The sequence below is a fragment of the Streptococcus sp. X13SY08 genome (assembly GCF_001182825.2).
GTDB lineage: Bacteria > Bacillota > Bacilli > Lactobacillales > Streptococcaceae > Streptococcus.
Genome location: NZ_LFYO02000002.1, coordinates 878,775 through 903,803, shown reverse-complemented (window position 1 = coordinate 903,803; position 25,029 = coordinate 878,775). Strand labels below are relative to the sequence as shown.

Sequence of the window (25,029 nt, the reverse complement as noted above, 5' to 3'; positions counted from 1 at the left end):
CGTGGTTCTTTTTGCTTCCCAGCTCACCAAAGATGCTGATGCTTTTAAGGGAAAGCACCCAACGGTGATCTCTAAAAGGGCTACCTAGACACTGCACTCACTCGCTTTCAGTAGTCATATCAACTACTGATACTCACGTCGCAAAAATTATCAAAAACAGAGGAGAAAAAATGAGTAAAAAACTTACTTTTCACAGTGACAGTGGCAGGTTCTCCTTCTAGTCGTGCTGCCACACGCTCATCGCCGAGTTGCGATTGAGCTAGACACTGTACTAACTCGTCATTTGCCGCAATATCGGCAACAAATGACTCATGTCGCAAGAAATAAAAATGATTGGAGAAATCTATGTCAAAAAAATTAACTTTCCAAGAGATTATTCTCACCCTACAACAATACTGGAATGACCAAGGTTGTATGCTCATGCAGGCCTATGATAATGAAAAGGGTGCCGGCACCATGAGTCCCTACACTTTTCTGCGTGCCATTGGACCTGAGCCATGGAATGCGGCCTATGTAGAGCCTTCTCGTCGTCCGGCTGATGGTCGTTATGGGGAAAACCCAAATCGTCTTTACCAACACCACCAGTTTCAAGTGGTCATGAAACCATCGCCATCAAACATTCAAGAGCTCTACTTGGCGTCTTTGGAAAAATTGGGTATCAATCCGTTGGAGCATGATATTCGATTTGTTGAGGATAACTGGGAAAATCCCTCAACGGGTTCTGCGGGTCTTGGCTGGGAAGTTTGGCTTGATGGTATGGAAATTACGCAATTTACTTACTTCCAGCAGGTTGGGGGTCTTGCAACATCACCAGTAACTGCAGAAGTAACCTATGGTTTGGAGCGTTTGGCATCTTATATTCAAGAAGTCGATTCTGTTTACGATATCGAGTGGGCACCAGGTGTTAAATACGGTGAAATCTTCTTGCAACCTGAGTATGAGCATTCAAAATATTCATTTGATTGGAGGAAGGCTTGGTTCACCCGGCTTATGACTACGTACTGAAATGTTCACATACTTTTAACTTGCTGGATGCCCGAGGAGCTGTTTCTGTAACAGAACGTGCGGGCTACATCGCTCGCATCCGTAACTTAGCGCGAGTCGTTGCAAAAACCTTTGTAGCCGAACGCAAAAAACTCGGTTTCCCACTTTTGGCTGAAGCCACACGAGCAGAATTATTGAAGGAGGATGCGGAATAATGACAAAAAATCTATTAGTAGAACTAGGTCTGGAAGAATTACCTGCCTACGTTGTCACACCAAGTGAAAAACAATTGGGAGAACGGATGGTAGCTTTTCTGAAAGAGAACCGTCTCTCATTTGAAGGAATACAAACATTTTCAACACCGCGTCGCCTTGCTGTGCGAGTAACAGGTCTTGCCGATCAGCAGACGGACTTGACAGAGAATTTCAAAGGTCCTGCTAAGAAAATTGCGCTTGACGAACAAGGGAATTATACAAAAGCAGCCCAAGGATTTGTTCGTGGAAAAGAGTTGACAACAGATGACATTGAATTTCGTGAAGTGAAAGGCGTTGAATACCTTTACGTGACAAAACACGAAGCTGGAAAACCTGCTCAGGAAGTACTTGTGGGTATTCCGGAGGTTCTTGCAAACATGACCTTCCCTGTCAGCATGCACTGGGCTAACAATAGCTTTGAATATATTCGTCCAGTTCACACCCTGACTGTACTCTTAGATGATGAGGCGCTTGGACTTGACTTCTTGGACATTCATTCTGGACGCGTCAGCCGTGGTCACCGTTTCTTGGCTTCTGATGTGGAAATTTCTAGCGCTGATAGTTATGAAGAAGATTTGCGCGCAGCCTTTGTTCTCACAGATGCAAAAGAGCGCCAAGACCTGATTGTAGAGCAAATCAGGGCCATTGAAGTGGAACAAAATGTGCAGGTGGAAATTGATGAAGAGCTGCTCAATGAAGTCCTCAACTTGGTCGAGTATCCAACTGCCTTCATGGGTACTTTTGACGAGAAATATTTGTCTGTGCCGGAAGAAGTTTTGGTGACATCTATGAAAAATCATCAACGTTATTTCGTCGTACGTGATCAGGCAGGCAAGCTCATGCCGAACTTTATTTCTGTGCGCAATGGTAATGCAGAAAGCATTGAAAATGTCATCAAAGGGAATGAAAAAGTGCTTGTCGCTCGTCTGGAAGATGGAGAATTCTTCTGGCGTGAAGACCAAAAATTGGTTATCGCAGACTTGGTTGCTAAGCTTTCTAACGTGACTTTCCATGAAAAAATTGGCTCTCTTGCTGAACATATGGAGCGTGCTAAAGTCATCGCAGCTTACTTGGCTGAAAAAGCTGGACTGTCTGCTGATGAAGCTGCAGCGGTAGCGCGTGCAGCAGAGATTTACAAATTTGACCTCTTGACAGGTATGGTTGGAGAGTTTGATGAATTGCAAGGAATCATGGGAGAAAAATATGCTCTTCTTGCTGGTGAAGACAAGGCAGTTGCGACAGCCATCCGTGAACACTATTTGCCAAACTCAGCTGAGGGTGAGCTTCCAGAGACAAAAGTTGGTGCGGTCCTTTCCTTAGCTGATAAGCTAGATATGCTCTTATCATTCTTCTCGGTTGGATTGATTCCGTCAGGCTCAAACGATCCTTATGCTCTTCGCCGTGCGACCCAAGGGATTGTGCGTATCTTGGGTGCCTTTGGTTGGGATATTCCCATGGATGAGCTAGTAGATAACATTTATGAGCTTTCATTTGATAGTTTGAACTATGACAATAAGGCTGATGTTATGAACTTTATCAAGGCGCGCGTGGACAAAATGATGGGCAAAACGCCGAAAGATATCAAAGAAGCTGTTCTTGCGGGATCTACTTTTGTCGTTCCAGATATGCTGTCAGCAGCAGAGGCCCTTGTAGCAGCAAGTCAGTCAGACGATTACAAGCCTGCTGTTGAGTCCTTGTCGCGTGTCTTCAATTTAGCTGAAAAAGCCGAGACTTATGTATCTCTTAATAGCTCACTTTTTGAAAATGACCAAGAAAAAGCCTTGGCAGATGCTGTGGAAAATGTGCAATTGACCAAAGACATGTCAGCTAATATCGAAAAACTCTTTGCGCTCAGCTCAGTCATCAATGATTTCTTTGACAATACCATGGTGATGACGGATGATCAAGCGGTCAAAAATAACCGTTTAGCTCTCTTAAAAGCCTTGGCAGATAAATCAAGTCAAGTAGCAGTCTTCAATCAGTTGAATAGTAAATAAGAAAGGAATTGAACACGGGCTATGGCTGGTGTCAAAAAGATAACTCCAACTAGATGCGAGCATCAACGTTGGAGTCCCTATTTTGACTTTAGTCATGACGCCCTTAGTATCTTAATTTATGGACCAAGCAAAAATTAACCGGATTAATGAATTAGCCCATAAGAAAAAGCACGAAGGTTTGACAGCTGAAGAAAAAGTCGAGCAAGCCAAGTTGCGAGAGGAGTATATTGAAGGCTATCGTCGTTCTATCCGTCATCATATCGCTGGAATCAAGTTGGTAGATGAGGAAGGAAATGATGTGACTCCTGAGAAATTACGCCAAGTTCAACGCGAACAAGGTCTCCATGGACGTTCATTAGATGATCCCAATTCATAATACGCACTCCGTAGTTTAGGCTACGGAGTTTTTCTATAAAAACAATTCTTTAAAATAGCTTGGAAAGTTTGAGAAAGCTCTATTTTCTATGATATACTAAAGAAAAATAAAAACAGAATGGAAACGTCATGAACAAAAAGTTGTATGGGTTGGCAGGAGTAGTGGTTCTGCTGACGGGGATTTCCCTAGCTGGTGTCGCCTATTTACAGGATCATGGAGTGGTAGCGACGACATTATCAAAAGAAAAAAAGACTTAAAAGCAAGGAGATACCGTTACGATTGAGTTGACGGATGGGATGGCAAAGTCGGCTAGCCCTGGGGTTCAAATAGAAGACAATCTAGTTACCATTACTCAAGGTGGTCGCTACGAATTAACCGGTCAAGGTACAGGAGTTGAGGTTGTGGTGGCTGAGGCAGTATCGGACGACGTGACGCTGGCGCTGAATGATGCGCATCTGGCTTCCATCGCTTTCCAATCTAGCGGGACTAACGTTTTGAATCTAGCAGATAACACGGAAAATGTGATTAGCCAGTCAGATGTGGGGATTAGCGCTACCAATATCACTATCAATGGTCAAGGTAGTCTAACGATGACAGATATCGGTCAGTACGGTGTCTTTGCGGAGGATGATTTGGTAGTTGAGTCTGGAATTCTGAACATCACCTCAAGTGGCTCAGGGCTCTATGCCTTGCACGAGTCAGACGCAGAACATGCCAATATCACTATCAATGGTGGCGATATTACTATCTCAGCTAGCGAAATAGAAGGAACAGCTGCCTTCTTAGCTGGGAATAACCTCATTGTAAATAGTGGAAATATCAGCGTTGAATCTGCCTACGAAGCCTATGTGGGTAAACATATTACTATTAATGGTGGTCAGTCTAATCTAACCACACTGGATGATGGAATCGTCTCCAAGGATCCATTTTACGAGGAAGGACAAGTCTCTGATGTAGACGTCACTATTAAAGGTGGAGAGATGACCATTCTGGCTCAAGGAGATGCTTTGGATTCAAATGGGGAACTGGTGCTAGCAGGTGGCTCTCTCTTGTTAACCAGTGTCAATCCTGAAAATGGTGCTCTGGACTTTGAGGGAACAGCGACTCTGATAGGCGGAACCATATGGGCTCTTGGTCACGGTGATCCCCTTCAAGACTTTTCAAGTGCCAAGCAAGTATTCTTGAAGGCGGACTTGTACGCTGCAGCAAGAGACACAGTGACGATTTCCGACGCTTCAGGAAATAGCATAGCGACACTAGAAGCAAATGGGGAGTTCCTCAATCTGTTCTTTTCATCTGCAGATTTGGTTCAAGGACAACTCTATACTATCAAAACGTCCGGTGGTCAGTATGCAGAGAGCTATGCTACAAATAAGAGATGAAAGACGAGAATTCTCGTCTTTTCTTACATAAGATGGGAGTCAATATGGGATTTGAGGAACAATATTTTAAGCAAAAGAAGCTTGTACGGGAGAGCTTATTCGCTTTTGGTTTTTCTGAAGTTCAAGAAGGCTATCTTTATCAAGAAAAATTTTTAGAGGATAACTTTGAAGCACGAATCTCAATCTCAAAAGAAGGTCATGTCAGTGGAGAAATTTGGGACCTTGATGTGGATGAAGCATATACGGCTTTTCGGGCAGTACATGTGACAGGAAAATTTATTGGTCGTGTTCGTGAAGAGTATGGACGCATTTTGGAAGATATAGCTAAAAATTGTTTCGTGGAAACACCGCTTGTCTCTGATCAAGGAAATCGCCTGGCACAATGGATTTTACAGACATTTGGTGATGTTTATGATCACCCATTTGAAAAACATCCCACGTTTTTTTCGTATCGAAATCCTGTCAATTCAAAATGGTATGCCTTGGTGATGAAGGTGCCTCGAAAGAAGCTGGCTATCAATCAAGAAAATTGGTCTCAGGAGCAGCTGGAAGAGGAAGCTGAAATTGTCAATTTTAAGGTTGATCCTGATCAAATAACAAAGTTAGTGCGTCAAAGAGGCATTTATCCCTCCTATCATATGAATAAATCGTCATGGATCAGCCTTGTTTTAGACGATAGTGTGGATGATGCTCTGCTATATTCCCTTATAGAGAAAAGCCGTCAACTGACCATGCCGCGCGGTTTTCAAAATCCAACAGGTCCCGATATGTGGGTTATTCCTGCTAATCCAAAGATGTTTGATATTGATGCGGAGTTTGCTAAAACCAAGCGAGTCTATTGGCGTCAAAAAGGCACAATTCAGGCAGGGGATTTGGTAGCTATGTACATCACGACACCAGTTCGTGCTATTCGTTATCTTTGTCGAGTTTTAGAAGTACAGATTCCAGCCAAAGATGGTGGCAAAAATCGAATGTTAGTGGAGCTAGTTTATCAATTTGAAGACGAGGCTTTTTCTGCTACGCGCATGGCAGAGCTGGGAGTGAAGGCTGTTCGAGGTCCAAGACGGGTGACCAAAGAGTTGGCAGATGCTATACATGCAGTATGGTCCAAAGAAAATATAGAAAAATTGTGAAAAAGCTGCGGAAACAGCTTTTCTTTTTGTCAAAAAGTGGTAAAATAAGACTAAGATTTTTTTGAGAGGATACCATATGAAAAAAAGCTTTATTCACCAACAAGAAGAGATTTCATTTGTAAAGAACACCTTTACCCAGTATTTGAAAGATAAGTTAGAGATTGTCGAAGTGCAAGGACCGATTCTTAGCCGTGTCGGTGATGGGATGCAGGACAATTTGTCCGGTGTGGAAAATGCCGTCCGTGTAAATGTCAAACTGATTCCAGACGAGGTCTACGAAGTTGTTCATTCCCTTGCCAAATGGAAACGACATACCTTGGCTCGCTTTGGGTTTAATGAAGGGGAGGGACTCTTTGTTCATATGAAAGCCTTGCGTCCTGATGAAGATTCTTTGGATCCGACTCACTCAGTCTATGTGGATCAGTGGGATTGGGAGAAAGTTATTCCAGATGGTCGTCGGAATGTAGCTTATTTAAAAGAGACGGTGGAACAGGTTTATAAGGCTATTCGTTTGACCGAACTAGCTGTCGAAGCGCGTTATGATATTGATTCTGTCTTACCAAAGAAAATCACTTTTATTCATACAGAAGAATTGGTGGATCGTTTCCCAGATTTGACACCGAAAGAGCGCGAAAATGCGATCGCAAAAGAATATGGAGCTGTTTTCCTCATTGGTATCGGTGGGGAGTTAGCTGACGGTAAGCCTCATGACGGGCGTGCGCCTGACTATGATGACTGGACTAGCCCATCTGAAAATGGCTATAAAGGTTTGAATGGTGATATTTTAGTTTGGAACGAAGAACTCGGGACAGCGTTTGAATTGTCTTCGATGGGTATTCGGGTTGATGAGGATACACTAAAACGCCAAGTTGCTATAACAGGTGACGAGGAACGCTTGGAATACGAGTGGCACAAATCTCTCCTGAATGGTCTCTTCCCATTGTCTATTGGTGGGGGGATTGGTCAGTCACGTTTGGCTATGTTCCTCTTGCGTAAAAAACACATCGGTGAAGTCCAATCAAGTGTTTGGCCTCATCAAGTTCGTGATGACTTTGATAATATTTTGTAAGCAAAAAGAGGTGGGATTTTCATCCCGGCCTCTTTTATAATGGCGTTTTTATTCTACGCTTGATTCGCTTCCTTTGACGAGGAAGTCACTTTTTTGCCCGTCCTTGTAGTAGGTTAGATGGGGAATCGTTTCAATGCCTTGAGAGTCCACAAAATCAGTGATATCCTTCGCTTCTTCCTCATCGGTATTGAGGTAGTAAACTGAAACTTGCGTTTCTTCCATTGCTTTGTCCAAATTTGGTTGGAATTTACGACAGTAAGGGCAAGTCGGACGACCAACGTAGAGGAAGAAGGACTCTTTTTGTGCTAACTTATTTCTCAATTCGGACAAGGTGATAGATGAAGTCGTGTTTATCTGAATTTCTGAGGCTTGCAAAGTAGCAGCCGTTGATTCTGTAGGATGTGATTGACAAGCTATAAGTGAGAGACAGACCAATACCACACTGGTAATTTTAAGGATATCTTTCATAATAATTGGTATAGTACCTCATTCTTGACGATAAAAACTATTTCTATTATTGATCGCAAGCAATGCCATCGCCGCCTCTGTCCAATCCATCACGATAACCTGATTGTCCTCGGTAGAGAGGAGCACGCCCAGCAGATCGTACTGCTGCGCAATTTGGATAATAAGATTGAGCAGGTTGCTGAGGTTGCACTGGTGTGGGTGCGGCTATAGGCCTAGCATATTGAGTTTGGATTGGATTGCCAAATTGGGTCGCATAGAATTTGATTCCTTCTTGGTGCCAGCTATTACTGGGTAGGATAGAATATTCATTTGTGTCTGTTGTCCAATGGTGAAGCCCACGCAATCTAGGATTATAGACACGATAAATAGCGACGTTACCGCCAGAGTAAAAAACAGGCTGGCCATTGTTATCTTGAGTCCAACCATGACGGCTAGTCAAGACGCGAACCTCATTCGTATCCGAAATGTAGAGGTGGTTTTGAAGTACTGCATTGTAGAGTCGATAGACCGAAATACCATTGTCTGGGGCATATCAGGAAATACCTTCATACCCCCAACCATGCTGGCTATAGAGGACGTTTTTTTCATTCTCTGAAGTAGTATACAAATGCTCCCCATTATTCCGATTATAAAGACGGTAAATCGGCACATCTGCGAAAACTTCCTGAGCGAAGAGGGTGAAATTACTCATCCCAAAGATGAAGCAAACTAGGATGAAAAATTTCTTTTTCATAATTATTCTCCTTTTTGTTGTTTTTATCTAATTATATCATTGTATTAAATACAATAAAATGCTTTTTTAAGATTTTTCCAATAGAACATTAGTTTAGTCAGTTCCCAAAACTGCAAGAAAACATTTACAATTGGTCCAGCTCTGCTATTTTCCAAAAAGTGTGATATAATGCTAAGGTTGAAATAAATTAATGAGGAAAATTTAAAAAATGACAAACTTGAGAACTGACATCCGCAACGTCGCTATCATTGCCCACGTTGACCACGGAAAAACAACTTTGGTGGATGAGCTCTTGAAGCAATCCCAAACTTTGGATGCGCGTACAGAATTGGCAGAACGTGCAATGGATTCAAACGATATTGAAAAAGAGCGTGGGATTACCATTCTTGCGAAAAATACAGCAGTTGCCTACAATGATGTTCGTATCAACATCATGGATACGCCAGGTCACGCGGACTTTGGTGGAGAAGTTGAGCGTATCATGAAAATGGTTGACGGTGTTGTGCTTGTCGTGGATGCCTACGAAGGCACTATGCCACAAACTCGTTTCGTATTGAAAAAAGCACTTGAGCGAAACTTGACACCAATCGTTGTGGTGAATAAAATCGATAAACCCTCTGCTCGTCCAGAAGAAGTCGTGGATGAAGTTCTTGAACTCTTCATTGAGTTGGGAGCGGATGATGACCAATTGGAATTTCCTGTTGTATACGCATCAGCCATTAACGGTACTTCTTCATTGTCTGACAATCCAGCAGATCAAGAGTCAACCATGGCACCAATTTTTGATACCATCATTGAGCACATTCCTGCACCAGTTGATAACTCAAATGAGCCACTTCAATTCCAAGTTTCTCTTTTGGACTACAATGATTTCGTAGGTCGTATCGGTATCGGTCGTGTCTTCCGTGGTACGGTTAAGGTTGGGGACCAAGTTACCTTGTCTAAATTGGACGGTACGACCAAAAACTTCCGCGTTACCAAACTCTTTGGTTTCTTTGGTTTGGAACGTCGTGAAATCCAAGAAGCAAAAGCAGGTGATTTGATTGCGGTTTCAGGTATGGAAGATATCTTTGTTGGAGAAGAGCGTCTCTTGGCTGAATTGCAAACAGATGTGTCTCTTCGCGTTGAAGCGACAGATTCTCCAGATAAATGGACAGTTTCAGGTCGTGGAGAACTCCACTTGTCTATCTTGATTGAAACCATGCGTCGTGAAGGATATGAGCTTCAAGTATCACGTCCAGAAGTCATCATCAAAGAAATTGATGGCGTGAAAATGGAGCCATTCGAGCGCGTGCAGATTGATACTCCAGAAGAATACCAAGGTGCTGTTATCCAATCCCTTTCAGAACGCAAAGGCGACATGATTGACATGCAGATGGTTGGTAATGGTCAAACTCGTTTGATTTTCTTGATTCCTGCGCGTGGTTTGATTGGTTACTCAACTGAATTCCTTTCAATGACTCGTGGTTATGGTATTATGAACCATACTTTCGACCAATATATGCCAGTTGTCTCAGGTGAAATCGGTGGACGCCATCGTGGTGCTCTTGTATCTATTGACAATGGTAAAGCGACGACTTACTCTATCATGCGTATCGAAGAGCGTGGTACCATCTTTGTCAACCCAGGGACAGAAGTCTACGAAGGTATGATTATTGGTGAAAACTCACGTGATAACGACCTCGGTGTCAATATCACAACAGCTAAACAAATGACCAACGTTCGTTCAGCTACAAAAGACCAAACCGCAGTTATCAAAACCCCTCGTGTTTTGACTTTGGAAGAATCGCTTGAATTCTTGAACGATGACGAGTATATGGAAGTAACGCCTGAATCTATCCGCCTTCGTAAACAAATCCTCAATAAGGCAGAACGCGATAAAGCAAACAAAAAGAAAAAAGTAGCAGCTGAAGAAGCATAAAACGATAGGCTATAATATTAGAAGAGAAGAGGAAAGTATGGCTTTCCTCCTTTCTAGCTATCATTCTCTTTCTTACTCGGATTTTATTCAAAATCAATGGATGTTGCAAAATCCTAATCAGTCGCTTACTCGTAAGTGTCGTGGTGTCACGGAGTACGGAGTGAAATGATAGTCAAAGCCAGAGAGTTGAACTCGGATTAAATGCTTGAAAAATAGGTGGTTTGTTTATGAAATTAGGCTTTCGTGCTAGCATTCCAATGTTCATTCGTTCTTTGGTCACCCTCGTATCCTAGTGAAAGGAAGACACATGTTCTATTTGATTTTGGCCATTATGCTGGTCTTGTTTTATATTTTTGCGGCGCCAAGTCATATCAAAGGAACCATGAATTTGGTGGCTTCTGTTTTTCTTTTGGTGGGGCTATTCGTCTTTCTTTTGCTTGGTTTTTTACAAATTATTAAATCTCCTCCAGAGTTATGGTTATCAATTGGGATGGTTTTTGTGGGAATTTGGGCCATGCATGATATCCATTACATGGGGCGTAGCCATAAGCGACACAACAAAATAAAATAAATGAAGAAAGAAATCAGTTCACGATCATACTGGTTTCTTTTTCTTTTTCCTCTTGCTTGAAAATGGGACAAAATCAGGGTAAAATAGACTAGTTAGAAAGTATGGGTATTCCTATGAAAATGTTTAAAAAATTAGAAAATCAAAAAGTTCTCGTTTTAGGGCTTGCAAAATCTGGTGAATCAGCAGCGCGCTTACTTCATAAATTGGGAGCTATTGTGGCAGTCAATGATGGCAAGCCTTTTGCGGAAAATCCCACGGCTCAAAACATCTTGGAAGAGGGGATTTGTGTCATTTGTGGCAATCATCCACTTGAATTATTGGATGAAGAATTTTCACTCTTGGTAAAAAATCCAGGTATTCGTTATGATAATCCTATGGTGGAAAAAGCAATCTCTAAGAGAATTCCTGTTTGGACTGAGGTCGAATTAGCTTATTTGATTTCGGAAGCACCGATTGTTGGAATCACTGGTTCAAACGGTAAAACGACGACGACAACCATGGTAGCGGATGTTTTGAATGCGGGTGGCAAGTCTGCTAAACTTTGTGGAAATATTGGATTTCCGGCTTCTTCTGTTGCTCAAGAAGCCACTGCAGATGATATTTTAGTCATGGAATTATCTTCTTTCCAATTGATGGGAACAGAAGGATTTCATCCACATATTGGCATTATCACCAATCTCTTGCCTACCCATATGGATTACCATGGTGATTTTGATAACTATGTAGCAGCAAAATGGATGCTGCAATGTCAAATGACTGCTGCTGATACCATGATTTTGAATTTCAATCAGGAAATTGCTAAGGAGTTAGCACAAAAGACGGCAGCAACCGTTCTTCCATTTTCGACACTGGAAAAAGTGGACGGCGCTTACCTGGCGGAAGGCCTACTTTATTTTAAAGATGAGGTCATCATGCGTGCCGATGAAATTGGTGTTCCAGGCTCTCATAATGTTGAAAATGCCTTGGCTACCATTGCAGTCGCTAAGCTTTTAGGCGTAGGCAACCAAGCCATCAAGGAATCACTGTCGCATTTTGGTGGGGTCAAACACCGCTTGCAATACGTCGGTCAGATTGACGGCGTTACCTTCTATAACGACAGTAAATCAACTAATATTTTGGCAACTGAAAAAGCCCTTTCTGGTTTTGATAACAGTAAAGTAATTTTGCTTGCTGGTGGTTTGGATCGCGGTAATGAATTTGATGAACTGATTCCTCATATTAAGGGATTGAAAGAGATGATTATCTTGGGTCAATCAGCTCCGCGAGTTATTCATGCAGCAGAAGCAGCCGGTGTGCCTTATCAGGAAGCTAAGGGTATTGCAGATGCTACCAAAAAGGCTTTCCAAACTGCGAGTGAGGGAGATATTGTCCTTCTCAGCCCCGCCAATGCAAGCTGGGATATGTATGCAAATTTTGAAGTTCGCGGCCAAGAATTCTTGGATACCTTTGAACAATTAAAACAATTGAAAGCTTAATATGAAAAAAATTATCTTTACAGGTGGTGGAACAGTTGGTCATGTGACCCTGAATTTACTGCTCATTCCTCAATTTCTAAGAGATGGTTGGGAAGTTCATTATATCGGGGACAAAAATGGTGTTGAATATGAGCAAATTATTAAATTGGGGCTGAATGTGAACTTCCATTCTATTGCAACAGGTAAGCTCCGCCGTTATTTTTCTTGGCAAAATTTATTGGACGTCTTTAAAGTCGCTTGGGGAGTGTTACAGTCTCTCTTTATCGTGTTGAAAATTCGTCCGCAAGCTCTTTTTTCAAAAGGTGGTTTTGTGTCTGTTCCCCCAGTGGTAGCAGCACGTCTTTTGGGTGTTCCGGTTTTTGTGCATGAGTCTGATTTATCCATGGGGTTAGCCAATAAAATTGCCTACAAGTTTGCGACGACCATGTACAGCACTTTTGAGCAACCTCACACGTTGACAAAAATTAAGCATGTTGGCGCTGTAACCAAGGTCAATCAGTCCAACAATGTCATTTCTCTCAAAATGCCAGAAATTTTAGTACATTTTGACCAAACATTACCGACCTTGCTCTTTGTAGGTGGTTCAGGAGGAGCCAAAGTCTTCAACGACTTGATTTCAGAAAATAAGGAGCTTTTGACAAAAAAATACAACATCATTAATTTAACGGGAGATTCTTCGCTCAATCAATTATCTGAAAACCTCTACCGAGTGGATTATGTAACTGATCTTTATCTTCCGCTCATGCAAGAGGCGGATTTGGTGGTAACGCGCGGTGGGTCCAATACTATTTTTGAATTGGTGGCTATGGGTAAACTGCATTTGATTGTCCCACTTGGCTTAAAAGCTAGTCGTGGCGATCAGTTGGAAAACGCACGCTATTTCGAAGAAAAAGGCTACTCGAAACAATTGAATGAAGAACAATTGACGGCTCAATCCTTAATGGAACAAGTAGAAGAGCTTTTGGAGCAAAAAGATTACTATATTACCAATATGGAGCATTCAGCCGATATCCAATCAGTCGATACATTTTACCAAATCTTAGTCGCAGATATGACTAGAAAGACCAAACATGACGGATAAAAATCTAGAAAAAACAACTCTTCCGGCTGAGGCTGAGCAGGCCGAACCAAAGGTGGAAGAACTTGTTGAAGAAGAAACTGAAGTATCTTCTGAAGTCATAGAAGATGAAGAAAATCAGAATGATGCAAATCCACATTCCTCGCAGGAGAATTCGTCCGATGCGCCCAGTGATTTCTTGAGCCATTGGCAAAAAAAGCATCAGGAATATTTAGAACAAAAAGAGCGCGAAGGCATGGTTGAGGCTGATGAGGAAGAGGCTTCGGCCCAACATCCTGCCCTGCGTCACTTGCAAATTGATTTACAAACAAGTCCAGAGGAAGATGATCAGAACCAGAAGCCAAAGTCAAAAACTCAGATTCCAACTGCAATTTTGTTGAAAAGTTTGCCAGTTCTTTTCCTTGCGTTCTGTTTTCTTCTTCTATCTCTTTATTTTATTAGTCCACTCAGCAGGCAAAAAGAATTTACGTTTAAAGGAAATGAGCATTTGTCGAATCAAGCCATCTTGAAGGATAGTCTAATTTCTGAAAAAGACTATGCCGTGACAACTATGCTCAATAGCGAGGGGCATGCAAAAAATATCAAAAATAGCAGTGCTTGGATAAAATCTGCTACCATTCACTATGCTTTTCCAAATCGCGTTACGATTGATATTGAGGAGTATAAGGAGATTGGTTACGTACCAATCAACGGCGCTTATTATTCGGTATTGTCTAGTGGAAATATTTCTGAAACGGCGACAAGTGAAGCGGATTTTCCAGAAAAACATACTATCATTAATTTGAAGAACCAAACCTTAGTTAAGAAATTAGTGCCTCAATTAGCTGAAGTAGATGATGCAATCATTGAAAATATCCAGACGATTGATTTAGCACCAACAAAGGCAAGTGCTGATCTATTAACCTTGACAATGTACGATGGGAACCAGATTTTAGTGCCACTTTCGCAGGTCAAAAAGAAGCTGCCGTATTATGCTAAAATCGTTTCGCAACTAGCGGTTCCAAGCGTGATAGATATGGAAGTCGGCATATTTAGTTACGCACTTTAAAAATGTGAATAAATTAAGATAAAAAATAGATAAATTCCCCATTTTTTAGTATTCTATGATATAATGAAGGGTGAATAATTCTATTTTTTGAAAATAGATGAAATTTTTGAAAAGTCGGAAGTAAGAGGGGACTGATGTGATGGCTAGAAATGGCTTTTTTACAGGATTAGATATAGGAACGAGCTCCATTAAAATACTGGTAGCGGAGTTTATTAAAGGTGAAATGAACGTTATTGGCGTGAGCAATGTGAAAAGTGCTGGCGTTAAAGACGGTATTATTGTAAATATTGATGTAGCAGCTGGAGCAATCAAATCTGCGATTGCCCAAGCAGAAGAAAAAGCGGGCATTCGTATTGATAAAGTCAATGTTGGATTGCCAGCTAATTTACTACAAATTGAGCCTACTCAAGGCATGATTCCAGTTACAACTGATTCACAAGAGATTACAGATACAGATGTAGAAAATGTTGTAAAATCAGCTTTGACAAAGAGCATGACACCAGAACGCGAAGTGATTTCATTCGTCCCAGAAGAATTCGTAGTTGATGGTTTCCAAGGCATCAAGGATCCACGCGGTATGATGGGGATTCGCCTTGAAATGCGCGGTCTTCTTTACACAGGTCCACGTACAATCCTGCACAATTTGCGCAAGACTGTGGAGCGTGCGGGTATTGAAGTGGAAAATATCGTGATTTCTCCTCTTGCTTTAACTCGTTCAGTTTTGAATGAAGGCGAGAAGGAATTTGGAGCAACCGTTATTGATTTAGGCGGCGGGCAAACAACAGTTGCCGTTATGCGTAATCAAGAGTTGCAGTACACCAATGTTTATCAAGAGGGTGGCGATTATGTGACCAAAGATATCTCGAAAGTTTTGACTACGTCACAAAGTATTGCTGAAAACCTTAAATTCAATTATGGTATTGCTTACCCACAAGAGTCAACAGAAAAAGAAAAATTTACTGTTGAAGTCATCGGAGAAACTACTCCTGTTGAGGTAACAGAACGTTACTTGTCAGAAGTAATCGCAGCTCGTCTTCGTCAAATCTTTACCAAAGTGAAACAAGATTTGGAACGCACACGTGCTCTTGATTTTCCTGGTGGTGTAATTCTTGTTGGTGGTGGTGCCATCTTACCAGGAATCACAGAATTGGCACAGGAAATTTTTGGTGTGAATACGAAGTTATTCGTTCCAAATCAAATTGGTATTCGTAACCCAGCCTTTGCACATGTCATCAGTATTGTTGAATACGTGGGAGGATTGGATGATGTGGAGATGATTGCTCAAGCAGCCGTAACGGGTGAAGCAACTCTTCGTCAAAAACCAATTGATATCCCTGCAGAAATGCCAAAATCTCGTCACATAAATCCAATTCCTCAACGTGATTTGACAACTGAGTTGCAAACTGTGGAAGCGGAAGAAGAAGTAGTGTCAGGTTTTGACTATCACGATGAAGAACCAAAAGAAAACTTTGGGGACAAGCTTCGCGGACTATTCGGTAGTATGTTTGAATAAGAAAAGAAAAGGTGACAAAGAATATGACATTTTCATTTGATGCAGCAGCAGCTCATGGTGCTGTGATTAAAGTTATCGGTGTAGGTGGCGGTGGCGGAAATGCCATCAATCGCATGATTGAAGAAGGTGTTGCTGGTGTTGAATTCATCGCAGCAAACACGGATGTTCAAGCTTTGAGTTCTTCAAAAGCTGAAACAGTTATCCAATTAGGTCCTAAATTGACTCGGGGACTTGGTGCTGGAGGACAACCTGAGGTTGGTCGCAAAGCTGCTGAAGAAAGCGAAGAAGCATTGACAGGTGTTTTGACTGGCGCGGATATGGTCTTTATCACAGCTGGTATGGGTGGTGGATCAGGAACTGGTGCAGCTCCTGTGATTGCTCGTATTGCTAAAAACTTGGGTGCTTTGACTGTTGCTGTTGTGACGCGTCCATTCGGTTTTGAAGGAAACAAACGTGGTAGCTTTGCCGTTGAAGGAGTTGAAGCCCTTCGCGAACAAGTAGACACATTGTTGATTATTTCAAATAATAACTTACTTGAAGTTGTTGATAAGAAAACGCCACTTCTTGAAGCTTTGAGTGAAGCGGATAATGTTCTTCGCCAAGGTGTTCAAGGAATTACAGACTTGATTACCAATCCTGGGTTGATTAACTTGGACTTCGCCGATGTGAAGACAGTAATGGAAAACAAAGGGAATGCCCTGATGGGTATCGGTATTGGTTCTGGAGAAGAACGTGTGGTAGAAGCAGCACGTCGTGCAATCTACTCACCGCTCCTAGAAACAACCATTGATGGTGCAGAAGATGTGATTGTCAACGTAACTGGTGGTTACGATATGACATTGACAGAAGCTGAGGAAGCTTCAGAAATTGTTCATCAAGCAGCGGGTCAAGGTGTCAATATTTGGTTGGGTACTTCTATTGATGATAGCATGAAAGATGAGATTCGTGTGACAGTTGTGGCAACGGGTGTTCGCCAAGAAACTGCAGAACGTGCTATTCGTCATCGTTCAGATGTAGCTCCTGTAGGTCGTCCATCAGCAAATCGCTACGATATGCCAACTCCTCCATTAGCTAGTGCTTCAGCTTCTCGTAGTTATGAAGAACCAGCTAAAGGTTCAGCTTTTGGTGAGTGGGACCTTCGTCGTGAGAACTTGGTTCGTCCAGAAAATGAGACACGCTCAAACCTTTCTGTTGAGAAATTTAGCGTAGAAGATGATGAAGACGAGTTGGATACCCCTCCATTCTTCCGTAATCACTAATATGACTCTTCAAAAAAATAAAGATGGTATTTTTTCAGCAGTTGAAATGGCTGCTGAAAAAGCACATCGTCCTTTTCAATCAGTAAACATTATAGCTGTCACCAAATATGTTGACAGCTCTATTGCTAAAGAACTGGTAAAAACAGGGATTTCTCATATCGGTGAAAATCGTGTGGATAAATTCTTGGATAAATATCACGCTTTAGCAGAAGAAGAACTCACATGGCATCTTATTGGTAGTTTGCAAAGACGAAAAGTGAAAGATGTCATTGAATATGTAGATTATTTTCATGCCTTAGATTCTGTAAAACTAGCTGCAGAGATCAACAAACGGGCAACCAAACCAATCAAATGTTTCTTGCAGGTCAATATTTCAAGAGAGGAGAGCAAACATGGCTTTCTGCTTGAAGAAATTGATCAAGTCATTGAAGAAATGAAACAGTTTGAACAGGTTATCCTCGTTGGTCTGACGACCATGGTTCCCTTTGAGGCAGATGATCAGACTTTGGAAAATATTTTTTCGGAAGCAAAAAATTTGCAAGAAAAACTAGCTAGTCGTAAATTACCACATATGCCTTTTACCGAATTAAGTATGGGAATGAGTGGAGATTTTGAGAAAGCAATTGCACATGGTTCTACTTTCGTACGGATTGGAACTGCGTTTTTTAAATAAGGAACAAGATAGTGGCATTAAAAGATACAATTAAAAATTTATTTTCCTATTTTGAAATCGATGACGCCTCTGGCTACGAAGATCAAAGAGAAACAGATGCTGAGGCGCCTGTTTCAAGGATGCGTGTCGCTCCCAAAACTACTGTAAGTCAAGATGAGGCTGCTCCTCAGACGACTATGCGTCGTGCGAGTCATCGCTCCGACAGCCAAAGTAGTGATGAGCGGAGTAACTTGCAACGTTTAAATTTCCGACAACAAGAATTGCAAACTGCATCAGGTCTTTTTTCATCAGAGAAAAAAACGGTCATTGATATCAAATTCCCTAAAAAATATGAGGAAGCACCTGAGATTGTGAATCTTTTGATTGGCAATGTGAGTGTTCTCATTGATTTTCAATATATGTCTGAGACACAAGCTCGTCGTTGCTTAGACTATCTTGATGGTGCACGAACTGTCTTGGCGGGTAATCTTAAAAAAGTATCCAATACCATGTGGCTATTGACGCCCGTAAATGTCATGGTGAATATTGAAGAATTGCGAAATGGATCATCGCATATGGACCAAGAAAATCCATATGACTTTGATATGAGAAGGTGATTTATGCAGTTTATTATCAGGATACTTTTGCAAGCAATTGAGATTTATTCTTATATCTTATTAGCCTATGTATTCATGTCTTGGGTTCCAAGTCTTTATGAAACTAGTCTTGGTCGATTGATTATTTGGCTAGTTCGTCCCATTCTTAAACCATTCCAACGCTTTCATCTTCAGTTTATGGGCTTGGATTGGACTGTATTTCTAGTCATGATTCTGCTGAATCTGTTTGCACGTTTTCTAGTGCGCTTATTTTTGTCCATCTAATGAAAAAAGGGTACCAATACCTTTTGCAGCATTTTGCAAAGGAAGAACATGAGTTTGCGGATAAAATTGTGGATATGTGTCAACAAGTAGAAGACACGTATTCCTATCGGTTGACGCATTTTATCAATCCCATGCAAGAAGAAATTGTTCACTCGATTGCAGCTTATTTCCAGCTATCTAGCTATTCTAGTCGACAGTTTTTGGATACAGAATTTGTTCGTGTAATCATCGCTCCCGATTATTATGAGCTAGATAAAAAAGATTTTGAAATGGCTCTTTTAGAGATTGACTATCCCAGAAAGTTTCACCAGCTCCGTCATTCACAAATCTTAGGAACGCTTTTAAATCAGTTAGGCATTCAACGTCAGTTCCTTGATGATATCCTGTTCCAAGACGAGAATATTTTTGTCCTGATGGATGGCAAATTTGCACATTTAGCGGAAACAGGATTGGTCAAGATTGCTCGTGTTCCGGTCAAATGGAAAGAGCGAGAGTGGTCGAACTTAAAGTTGAATGTGGCTGAAAAGGGAAAGAATCGAGAAATTTTGTTATCAAGTTTGCGCTTGGATAAAATTGTTGCGACTGTTTTTCGTCAATCACGTTCAACCGCTAGCAGTTTGATAGAGGCGGGCAAGGTTAAGGTCGATTATCGCGAGATTGTTCAGGTAGGAAAACAGATAGAAATTGGACAATTGATTAGTGTTCGAGGATTCGGACGCATTCGGTTGAAGGAACTCGCAGGCTATTCTAAACAAGGAAAGCTAAAAGTAGAAATCGAAGTTATAGGAAAATAGGAGACCAATATGGCACTTACACCACTCGAATTAAAAGATAAAACATTCCACACCAAACTAATCCACGGTTATGATATTGACGAAGTTGAAGAATTTTTGGAAATCGTCACGCGTGATTACGAAGATTTGGTTCGTAAAAAACATGAAAATGAAGCTGAAATCAAAGCATTAAAAAACCAATTGGCTTATTTCGATGAAATGAAAGAATCTCTCAGCAAATCGGTTTTATTGGCGCAGGATACAGCTGAGAAGGTCCGTGTGGCAGCAGACGATCAAGCAGCAAACATCTTGAAACAAGCTGATTATGAAGTCCAAAATTTGCTGAATGAAGCAAAAGAAAAAGCCAATGAAATCCTACGTACAGCAACTGATCATGCCAAGAAGGTAGCAGTTGAAACGGAAGAACTGAAAAATAAAACTCGTATCTTCCACCAACGTCTCAAATCTACAGTTGAGAGTCAATTAGCGATTGTGAAATCATCTGAATGGGAAGATTTGCTTCGTCCGACAGCTTCTTATCTCCAAACAAGTGATGAAGCTTTCCGTGAAGTTTTGGAAAAAGCTTTGGAAGAAAAAGTGGAAGTTGCACATGTCGAAGAAGATTTAGACATGACGCGTCAATTGACAGCTGAGGAGTTGGCTGAAATTACACGTCAAACCAATGCCTTAGAACACGTACAGAGTGAAGGGTTATTGGTCGAACCAATCACTATCGAAGTAGATAACCAAATTGAAGAAGAAGCCTAACAAGAACACAAGAAGAAAATGATATATGAAGCGAGCAGGAGATGGTGTAAGCCCTGCAATCACTCTTTTCTTCTTATCCTCTTGAGGGATTTTTCCTGAACAAAGTTTGTCTAGTAGGGAAAAACGGAAGATGCCACGTTACGGTTCATTGAGGGATAGGGGAAATTCTGTCTAAATTAAGGTGGTACCACGAACTTTCGTCCTTTTTGGCGGAAGTTTTTTTGATGCTTACATTGCGATAAGCATTAGTGTGTGAGGATAACGTTGAGTATGTTATTCAACTGTTGCTTGTCCCTGCAAGAAAAAAGAGAATATTCTTCTATATACTGATTGTATCTGGAATTCAGTAATGAGATTTGTTCAATTGTTAAAAAGTCTAGTGAAAATCAAATGCTCATTTAGCGCCTGATGATTGAGTGGCGAGAATAGGATCAAAGATATGGGAAAGACAAGAACTTCACAATAGATGGTCTAGAAAATGGGCGAATGTCCATGCTAAAAGTAATAAAAAAAGGAGTTTATGATGAAATTAAAGGAAACACTAAATCTGGGTAAAACTGCATTCCCAATGCGTGCAGGACTTCCAAATAGGGAACCAGAATGGCAAAAAGCTTGGGATGAGGCTGAATTGTACAAAAAACGTCAAGAATTGAATGAGGGAAAACCTGCTTTCCACCTTCATGACGGACCTCCATATGCTAATGGAAATATCCACGTTGGACATGCCTTGAATAAAATTTCAAAAGATATTATTGTTCGCTCAAAATCCATGTCTGGTTTCTCAGCCCCTTATGTACCGGGTTGGGATACGCATGGTCTGCCCATCGAGCAGGTTCTTGCTAAACAAGGTGTCAAACGCAAGGAAATGGACTTGGCAGCTTACCTTGAAATGTGCCGTGATTATGCTTTATCACAGGTTGATAAGCAATGTGAAGATTTCAAGCGGTTGGGTGTATCTGGAGATTGGGAAAATCCATATATCACGCTTTTGCCACAATATGAAGCAGACCAAATCCGAGTCTTTGGTGCTATGGCTGATAGGGGTTATATCTACCGTGGGGCCAAACCAGTCTACTGGTCATGGTCATCTGAGTCAGCACTTGCTGAAGCAGAAATTGAGTACCATGATATTGACTCAACATCCCTTTACTATGCCAATAAAGTTAAGGATGGTAAGGGTGTCTTAGATACGGATACTTATATTGTTGTCTGGACAACGACACCATTTACCGTTACGGCATCTCGTGGTTTGACAGTCGGTCCAGATATGGACTATGTGGTCGTGAAACCTACTGGCAGCGATCGCAAGTATGTAGTTGCCGAAGCACTTGTAGACAGCCTGGCTACAAAGTTTGGTTGGGAATCATTTGACATCTTAGAAGCGTACAAAGGTGCAGCATTAGAATACATCGTGACAGAGCATCCATGGGATAAAGAAGTGGATGAATTAGTCATCCTTGGCGACCATGTTACAACAGATTCTGGTACAGGGATTGTCCATACAGCACCAGGTTTTGGTGAGGACGACTACAATGTCGGAATCAAATACAAATTGGAAGTAGCTGTAACAGTTGATAGTCGTGGAATGATGATGGAAAATGCTGGTCCAGATTTCCAAGGTCAATTCTACGATAAGGTTGTGCCAATTGTAAAAGAAAAATTAGGGGATTTATTTCTAGCTTCTGAAGTCATTACCCACTCCTATCCATTTGACTGGCGTACTAAGAAACCAATTATCTGGCGTGCGGTTCCGCAATGGTTTGCCTCTGTTTCAGACTTCCGTCAAGAAATTTTGGAAGAAATTGAGAAAACAACTTTCCATCCTTCATGGGGGAAAACACGTCTTTACAATATGATTCGTGATCGTGGTGACTGGGTGATTTCTCGTCAACGTGCTTGGGGCGTGCCCCTTCCGATCTTCTATGCAGAGGATGGAACAGCTATTATGACAAAAGAGGTGACAGATCATGTAGCCAATCTCTTTGAAGAACATGGTTCCATCATCTGGTGGACACGTGATGCCAAAGATCTCTTACCAGCTGGATTTACCCATCCCGGTTCTCCAAATGGAGAATTTACAAAAGAAACAGACATCATGGATGTATGGTTTGACTCTGGTTCATCTTGGAATGGTGTCATGAATGCACGTGAGAATCTTTCATATCCTGCTGATCTCTATCTTGAAGGTTCAGACCAATACCGTGGTTGGTTCAACTCTTCTCTGATGATGGTAAGGGTGAAAAAATGTCCAAATCCAAGGGCAATATCATTTCACCAAATGATGTAGCTAAGCAATATGGTGCTGAAATCTTACGTCTCTGGGTGACATCAGTGGATACAGATAATGATGTACGTGTGTCAATGGAAATTCTTGGTCAAGTATCAGAGACCTATCGTAAAATCCGTAATACTCTTCGTTTCTTGATTGCCAACACATCTGATTTCAATCCTGAAACGGATATCGTTGCCTTTGAAAACTTGCGTGCAGTTGATAAATATATGACCATCAAGTTCAATCGATTGGTCGCAACAATCCAAGAAGCATACGAAAACTATGACTTCATGGCTATTTATAAGTCTGTCGTTAACTTTATTACGATTGATTTATCAGCTTTCTACCTTGATTTTGCCAAAGATGTGGTTTATATTGAAGCAGCTGATAGCCTTGTTCGTCGTCAAATGCAGACAGTTTTCTACGATATCTTGGTGAAATTAACCAAACTCTTGACACCAATCTTACCTCATACAGCTGAAGAAATCTGGTCTTATTTGGAACATGAAGTGGAAGAATTTGTCCAATTAGCAGAAATGCCAGTAGCAGAAACTTTCGCAGGTCAAGAAGAGATCTTAGAAGCTTGGGAAGCTTTCATGGTTCTTCGCACTCAAGCACAAAAAGCTTTGGAAGAAGCGCGTAACGCTAAAATTATTGGGAAATCACTTGAAGCGCATTTGACCATCTATGCAAGTGCGGAGGTGAACACGCTCTTGACTGCTTTGGATAGTGACATTGCGCAACTCCTCATCGTGTCTCAATTGACTGTAACAGAAGAAGCAGCGCCAGCAGATGCCTTGGCATTTGAAGAGGTTGCATTTAGTGTTGGTCATGCCGAAGGAGAAATCTGTGACCGTTGCCGGCGTGTAGATGTGACAACCACAGACCGTTCTCACAATGCCCACATCTGTGATCACTGCGCAGAAATTGTTGAAAGTCAATTTGCAGGAGCAGTAGCAGAAGGTTTTGAAAGTAAATAAAAAAGCAGAGGCTGGAACAAAAGTTCCGCCTCTTGTTTAATTTTAAAGAGATAAGGGCCTGGCACTCAAACTTTTGAGAAGAGTTTGAGGTAGGAGATATAGAAAGTAAAGCTTTCCATGTCCTATTTTTGAGTATGCAGAGGTGGAAATAAAATGGTCCGATAAAAGACCTTTTTAGGTCGAATACCTAAAAACAAGAAAGTGGGACAAAAACACATTACTTTGAAATAACCGATTTTTATCTCACTCTTTTTTTATTTATGGTATAAAAAACTCCTCACTTGGTAGGAGGAGTACGCTATTAGATTGCTTCAACGATGGGAATTGACATTTCAATCAAACGATCGGTATGGATGGTTTGAATGCCAGCCGGATTGATAGTGGATGTATCAATTTTTCGTTTGAGGAAGTAATCTCGGATTTTTACGATTTCTGGTTCCTGAACTGCGCGATATTTATTGCTGATCAAGATTTCATAGTGCGAAGGTGCTTGGGTAAAGATAACGTCTGTATTTCCAGCTGAATATGTTTCCACAAGGAAAGCATCTGTATGGGCAAGCTGATTTTGTACCAGTATACTACTGCTATTGGTCGTATTGATGAGTTTCATAATGACCTCCTGTTCTTTGGCTTTATTATAGCACTCTTGTGGGTATTTCACTAGTTTTTATTTTTATTTTGTGATTTTTTCCACATTTGAACACCCCATTGATGACTGCCACGTTTTAGCAGTTTAATGGCTTCGTCGACAGGAAACCATGAAACATGATTGAAATCTTCAAGAGGTTCAGAAATTCTTTCAAAATGAAGAACTTCGTATATGTAAGCAGGGTTGTAGTAGTGAGTGTTACGGTGACGAGAATAGAAATACTCATCAGCTTGTCCAAAATATTGACCTAGAGTAGCTGTGAAGCCTAATTCTTCTATCAATTCGCGGTCTAGGGCCTGGATATGGTCTTCGTCTTTTTCAATTTGCCCACCTGGGAGGAACCATGCTCCATTTGGTGCTTGCACAAGAACGATACGCTCTTTTTTCTCGTCTGGGATTACAGCATAGACACCATAGCGAGCTGTATAATCTACATTTGGGATTTTTTCTCCGAAAGTTGGTAGAGACATAGCAAGCTCCTTTCAAAAGCTGAGTTTTCAATTATTATACTAAAAAAAATGAGAAAAGACTAGCTGGAATAGTTAGAAAATTCAAAAAGGAACTGATTTGAAATGAAGGGAGAGACAAAAAATCGGGAAGCTGAAATTTGAAATTTTTTAGCATTTCCGCGTTTTCGAGTAGGGCTCTAAAATAGTTTCTCTATGGCTAAAAAAGCTAGGAAGTGATTTTTTAGGTTGAAAATAAAGAACCTTTCAGAGTATACGATAAATGAACTTAACAGATTGGAAACAGAGTAGAGGAAGACTGTATCTTATCAGTTATAAAAGCTTAC

24 protein-coding genes and 2 pseudogenes are annotated in these 25,029 nt (G+C 41.2%); 21 read left to right on the top strand and 5 right to left on the bottom strand.

Annotation, left to right across the window (positions count from 1 at the left end; all coding sequences use genetic code 11):
* Positions 1-345: 345 nt before the first annotated feature.
* The 7 genes and pseudogenes from glyQ (at position 346) to asnA (ending at position 7,195) form a co-directional block, all read left to right on the top strand.
* A pseudogene (gene glyQ, locus AEX56_RS05255) lies at positions 346-1,199 on the top strand (glycine--tRNA ligase subunit alpha).
* Positions 1,199-3,235: a glycine--tRNA ligase subunit beta gene (gene glyS, locus AEX56_RS05250; protein WP_049618147.1), complete on the top strand. Its 2,037-nt coding sequence runs from the start codon at positions 1,199-1,201 to the stop codon at positions 3,233-3,235. Before glyQ ends, glyS begins: the two are co-directional and overlap by 1 nt.
* Positions 3,236-3,353: 118 nt before the next feature.
* Positions 3,354-3,611, top strand: a complete 258-nt coding sequence (locus tag AEX56_RS05245) for a DUF896 family protein (protein WP_049618146.1) — start codon at positions 3,354-3,356, stop codon at positions 3,609-3,611.
* 128 nt (positions 3,612-3,739) lie between these two features.
* The gene (locus tag AEX56_RS09255; RefSeq protein WP_269082020.1) at positions 3,740-3,868 is read left to right on the top strand and encodes a hypothetical protein; all 129 of its coding nucleotides are present in this window, start codon (positions 3,740-3,742) and stop codon (positions 3,866-3,868) included.
* A 39-nt stretch (positions 3,869-3,907) separates the two neighbouring features.
* A complete protein-coding gene (locus AEX56_RS05240) occupies positions 3,908-4,993 on the top strand; it encodes a carbohydrate-binding domain-containing protein (RefSeq protein ID WP_049618145.1) in 1,086 nt (361 codons plus the stop codon).
* A complete protein-coding gene (locus tag AEX56_RS05235; RefSeq protein ID WP_236682980.1) occupies positions 4,990-6,126 on the top strand; it encodes an MmcQ/YjbR family DNA-binding protein in 1,137 nt (378 codons plus the stop codon). Before AEX56_RS05240 ends, AEX56_RS05235 begins: the two co-directional genes overlap by 4 nt.
* A gap of 76 nt (positions 6,127-6,202) precedes the next feature.
* A complete protein-coding gene (gene asnA / locus AEX56_RS05230) occupies positions 6,203-7,195 on the top strand; it encodes an aspartate--ammonia ligase (protein WP_049618144.1) in 993 nt (330 codons plus the stop codon).
* Between the two features lie 48 nt (positions 7,196-7,243).
* Here the strand turns inward: asnA and AEX56_RS05225 are convergent, their stop codons facing one another.
* Genes AEX56_RS05225 through AEX56_RS05215 form a run of 3 tightly spaced genes read right to left on the bottom strand, consistent with a single transcriptional unit; the run spans position 7,244 to position 8,396 of the window.
* A complete protein-coding gene (locus AEX56_RS05225) occupies positions 7,244-7,663 on the bottom strand; it encodes a thioredoxin domain-containing protein (protein WP_053093935.1) in 420 nt (139 codons plus the stop codon).
* Between the two features lie 46 nt (positions 7,664-7,709).
* On the bottom strand, positions 7,710-8,177 hold the full coding sequence (locus tag AEX56_RS05220) for an excalibur calcium-binding domain-containing protein (RefSeq protein WP_082326180.1): 468 nt from the start codon (positions 8,175-8,177) through the stop codon (positions 7,710-7,712).
* Positions 8,178-8,195: 18 nt separating this feature from the next.
* Complete coding sequence (locus tag AEX56_RS05215) at positions 8,196-8,396, bottom strand: hypothetical protein (RefSeq protein ID WP_049618142.1); 201 nt, start codon at positions 8,394-8,396, stop codon at positions 8,196-8,198.
* Positions 8,397-8,604: 208 nt separating this feature from the next.
* On the opposite strand from AEX56_RS05215, the gene AEX56_RS05210 reads away from it, so the two are divergent.
* The 14 genes and pseudogenes from AEX56_RS05210 (at position 8,605) to ileS (ending at position 23,587) form a co-directional block, all read left to right on the top strand.
* Entirely contained in the window at positions 8,605-10,317 is a 1,713-nt protein-coding gene (locus AEX56_RS05210; RefSeq protein WP_049618141.1) for a GTP-binding protein TypA/BipA, read from the top strand.
* Positions 10,318-10,354: 37 nt separating this feature from the next.
* Positions 10,355-10,486: a hypothetical protein gene (locus AEX56_RS09250; RefSeq protein ID WP_269082019.1), complete on the top strand. Its 132-nt coding sequence runs from the start codon at positions 10,355-10,357 to the stop codon at positions 10,484-10,486.
* Between the two features lie 138 nt (positions 10,487-10,624).
* A complete protein-coding gene (locus AEX56_RS05205; RefSeq protein WP_049618140.1) occupies positions 10,625-10,888 on the top strand; it encodes a DUF3165 family protein in 264 nt (87 codons plus the stop codon).
* 113 nt (positions 10,889-11,001) lie between these two features.
* The gene (gene murD / locus AEX56_RS05200; protein WP_049618280.1) at positions 11,002-12,363 is read left to right on the top strand and encodes a UDP-N-acetylmuramoyl-L-alanine--D-glutamate ligase; all 1,362 of its coding nucleotides are present in this window, start codon (positions 11,002-11,004) and stop codon (positions 12,361-12,363) included.
* Position 12,364: 1 nt separating this feature from the next.
* Positions 12,365-13,444 carry a UDP-N-acetylglucosamine--N-acetylmuramyl-(pentapeptide) pyrophosphoryl-undecaprenol N-acetylglucosamine transferase gene (locus AEX56_RS05195; RefSeq protein ID WP_049618139.1) on the top strand — a complete coding sequence of 360 codons (1,080 nt, stop codon included), beginning with the start codon at positions 12,365-12,367 and terminating at the stop codon, positions 13,442-13,444.
* Complete coding sequence (locus AEX56_RS05190) at positions 13,434-14,489, top strand: cell division protein FtsQ/DivIB (protein ID WP_049618138.1); 1,056 nt, start codon at positions 13,434-13,436, stop codon at positions 14,487-14,489. Before AEX56_RS05195 ends, AEX56_RS05190 begins: the two co-directional genes overlap by 11 nt.
* Positions 14,490-14,628: 139 nt before the next feature.
* Complete coding sequence (gene ftsA / locus AEX56_RS05185) at positions 14,629-16,002, top strand: cell division protein FtsA (protein ID WP_049618137.1); 1,374 nt, start codon at positions 14,629-14,631, stop codon at positions 16,000-16,002.
* Positions 16,003-16,025: 23 nt separating this feature from the next.
* Positions 16,026-17,261, top strand: a complete 1,236-nt coding sequence (gene ftsZ, locus AEX56_RS05180; RefSeq protein WP_049618136.1) for a cell division protein FtsZ — start codon at positions 16,026-16,028, stop codon at positions 17,259-17,261.
* Position 17,262: 1 nt separating this feature from the next.
* Positions 17,263-17,934, top strand: coding sequence for a YggS family pyridoxal phosphate-dependent enzyme (locus AEX56_RS05175; protein ID WP_049618135.1), 672 nt, complete (start codon positions 17,263-17,265; stop codon positions 17,932-17,934).
* Between the two features lie 11 nt (positions 17,935-17,945).
* Positions 17,946-18,530 carry a cell division protein SepF gene (locus tag AEX56_RS05170; RefSeq protein WP_049618134.1) on the top strand — a complete coding sequence of 195 codons (585 nt, stop codon included), beginning with the start codon at positions 17,946-17,948 and terminating at the stop codon, positions 18,528-18,530.
* A gap of 3 nt (positions 18,531-18,533) precedes the next feature.
* The gene (locus AEX56_RS05165) at positions 18,534-18,794 is read left to right on the top strand and encodes a YggT family protein (RefSeq protein ID WP_049618133.1); all 261 of its coding nucleotides are present in this window, start codon (positions 18,534-18,536) and stop codon (positions 18,792-18,794) included.
* On the top strand, positions 18,794-19,588 hold the full coding sequence (locus AEX56_RS05160) for a YlmH family RNA-binding protein (RefSeq protein ID WP_049618132.1): 795 nt from the start codon (positions 18,794-18,796) through the stop codon (positions 19,586-19,588). Before AEX56_RS05165 ends, AEX56_RS05160 begins: the two co-directional genes overlap by 1 nt.
* Before the next feature lie 9 nt (positions 19,589-19,597).
* On the top strand, positions 19,598-20,335 hold the full coding sequence (locus AEX56_RS05155; RefSeq protein WP_082326179.1) for a DivIVA domain-containing protein: 738 nt from the start codon (positions 19,598-19,600) through the stop codon (positions 20,333-20,335).
* Between the two features lie 523 nt (positions 20,336-20,858).
* Positions 20,859-23,587 (top strand): annotated as a pseudogene (gene ileS, locus AEX56_RS05150) (isoleucine--tRNA ligase).
* A gap of 301 nt (positions 23,588-23,888) precedes the next feature.
* Here ileS and AEX56_RS05145 read toward each other — a convergent pair.
* Both AEX56_RS05145 and AEX56_RS05140 read right to left on the bottom strand, forming a co-directional pair.
* Positions 23,889-24,197 (bottom strand): DUF1827 family protein, encoded by a 309-nt coding sequence (locus AEX56_RS05145; protein WP_049618278.1) that lies wholly within the window; start codon positions 24,195-24,197, stop codon positions 23,889-23,891.
* 50 nt (positions 24,198-24,247) lie between these two features.
* A complete protein-coding gene (locus AEX56_RS05140) occupies positions 24,248-24,706 on the bottom strand; it encodes an NUDIX hydrolase (RefSeq protein ID WP_049618131.1) in 459 nt (152 codons plus the stop codon).
* Positions 24,707-25,029 lie beyond the last annotated feature (323 nt).

Excerpts from the sequence above, each read along its gene's own strand:
- glyS (WP_049618147.1), top strand. The coding sequence starts at position 1,199 with ATGACAAAAAATCTATTAGTAGAACTAGGTCTGGAAGAATTACCTGCC.
- AEX56_RS05245 (WP_049618146.1), top strand. The coding sequence starts at position 3,354 with ATGGACCAAGCAAAAATTAACCGGATTAATGAATTAGCCCATAAGAAA.
- AEX56_RS09255 (WP_269082020.1), top strand. The coding sequence starts at position 3,740 with ATGAACAAAAAGTTGTATGGGTTGGCAGGAGTAGTGGTTCTGCTGACG.
- AEX56_RS05240 (WP_049618145.1), top strand. The coding sequence starts at position 3,908 with ATGGCAAAGTCGGCTAGCCCTGGGGTTCAAATAGAAGACAATCTAGTT.
- AEX56_RS05235 (WP_236682980.1), top strand. The coding sequence starts at position 4,990 with ATGAAAGACGAGAATTCTCGTCTTTTCTTACATAAGATGGGAGTCAAT.
- asnA (WP_049618144.1), top strand. The coding sequence starts at position 6,203 with ATGAAAAAAAGCTTTATTCACCAACAAGAAGAGATTTCATTTGTAAAG.
- AEX56_RS05225 (WP_053093935.1), bottom strand. The coding sequence starts at position 7,663 with ATGAAAGATATCCTTAAAATTACCAGTGTGGTATTGGTCTGTCTCTCA.
- AEX56_RS05215 (WP_049618142.1), bottom strand. The coding sequence starts at position 8,396 with ATGAAAAAGAAATTTTTCATCCTAGTTTGCTTCATCTTTGGGATGAGT.
- AEX56_RS05210 (WP_049618141.1), top strand. The coding sequence starts at position 8,605 with ATGACAAACTTGAGAACTGACATCCGCAACGTCGCTATCATTGCCCAC.
- AEX56_RS09250 (WP_269082019.1), top strand. The coding sequence starts at position 10,355 with ATGGCTTTCCTCCTTTCTAGCTATCATTCTCTTTCTTACTCGGATTTT.
- AEX56_RS05205 (WP_049618140.1), top strand. The coding sequence starts at position 10,625 with ATGTTCTATTTGATTTTGGCCATTATGCTGGTCTTGTTTTATATTTTT.
- murD (WP_049618280.1), top strand. The coding sequence starts at position 11,002 with ATGAAAATGTTTAAAAAATTAGAAAATCAAAAAGTTCTCGTTTTAGGG.
- AEX56_RS05195 (WP_049618139.1), top strand. The coding sequence starts at position 12,365 with ATGAAAAAAATTATCTTTACAGGTGGTGGAACAGTTGGTCATGTGACC.
- AEX56_RS05190 (WP_049618138.1), top strand. The coding sequence starts at position 13,434 with ATGACGGATAAAAATCTAGAAAAAACAACTCTTCCGGCTGAGGCTGAG.
- ftsA (WP_049618137.1), top strand. The coding sequence starts at position 14,629 with ATGGCTAGAAATGGCTTTTTTACAGGATTAGATATAGGAACGAGCTCC.
- ftsZ (WP_049618136.1), top strand. The coding sequence starts at position 16,026 with ATGACATTTTCATTTGATGCAGCAGCAGCTCATGGTGCTGTGATTAAA.
- AEX56_RS05175 (WP_049618135.1), top strand. The coding sequence starts at position 17,263 with ATGACTCTTCAAAAAAATAAAGATGGTATTTTTTCAGCAGTTGAAATG.
- AEX56_RS05165 (WP_049618133.1), top strand. The coding sequence starts at position 18,534 with ATGCAGTTTATTATCAGGATACTTTTGCAAGCAATTGAGATTTATTCT.
- AEX56_RS05160 (WP_049618132.1), top strand. The coding sequence starts at position 18,794 with ATGAAAAAAGGGTACCAATACCTTTTGCAGCATTTTGCAAAGGAAGAA.
- AEX56_RS05155 (WP_082326179.1), top strand. The coding sequence starts at position 19,598 with ATGGCACTTACACCACTCGAATTAAAAGATAAAACATTCCACACCAAA.
- AEX56_RS05145 (WP_049618278.1), bottom strand. The coding sequence starts at position 24,197 with ATGAAACTCATCAATACGACCAATAGCAGTAGTATACTGGTACAAAAT.
- AEX56_RS05140 (WP_049618131.1), bottom strand. The coding sequence starts at position 24,706 with ATGTCTCTACCAACTTTCGGAGAAAAAATCCCAAATGTAGATTATACA.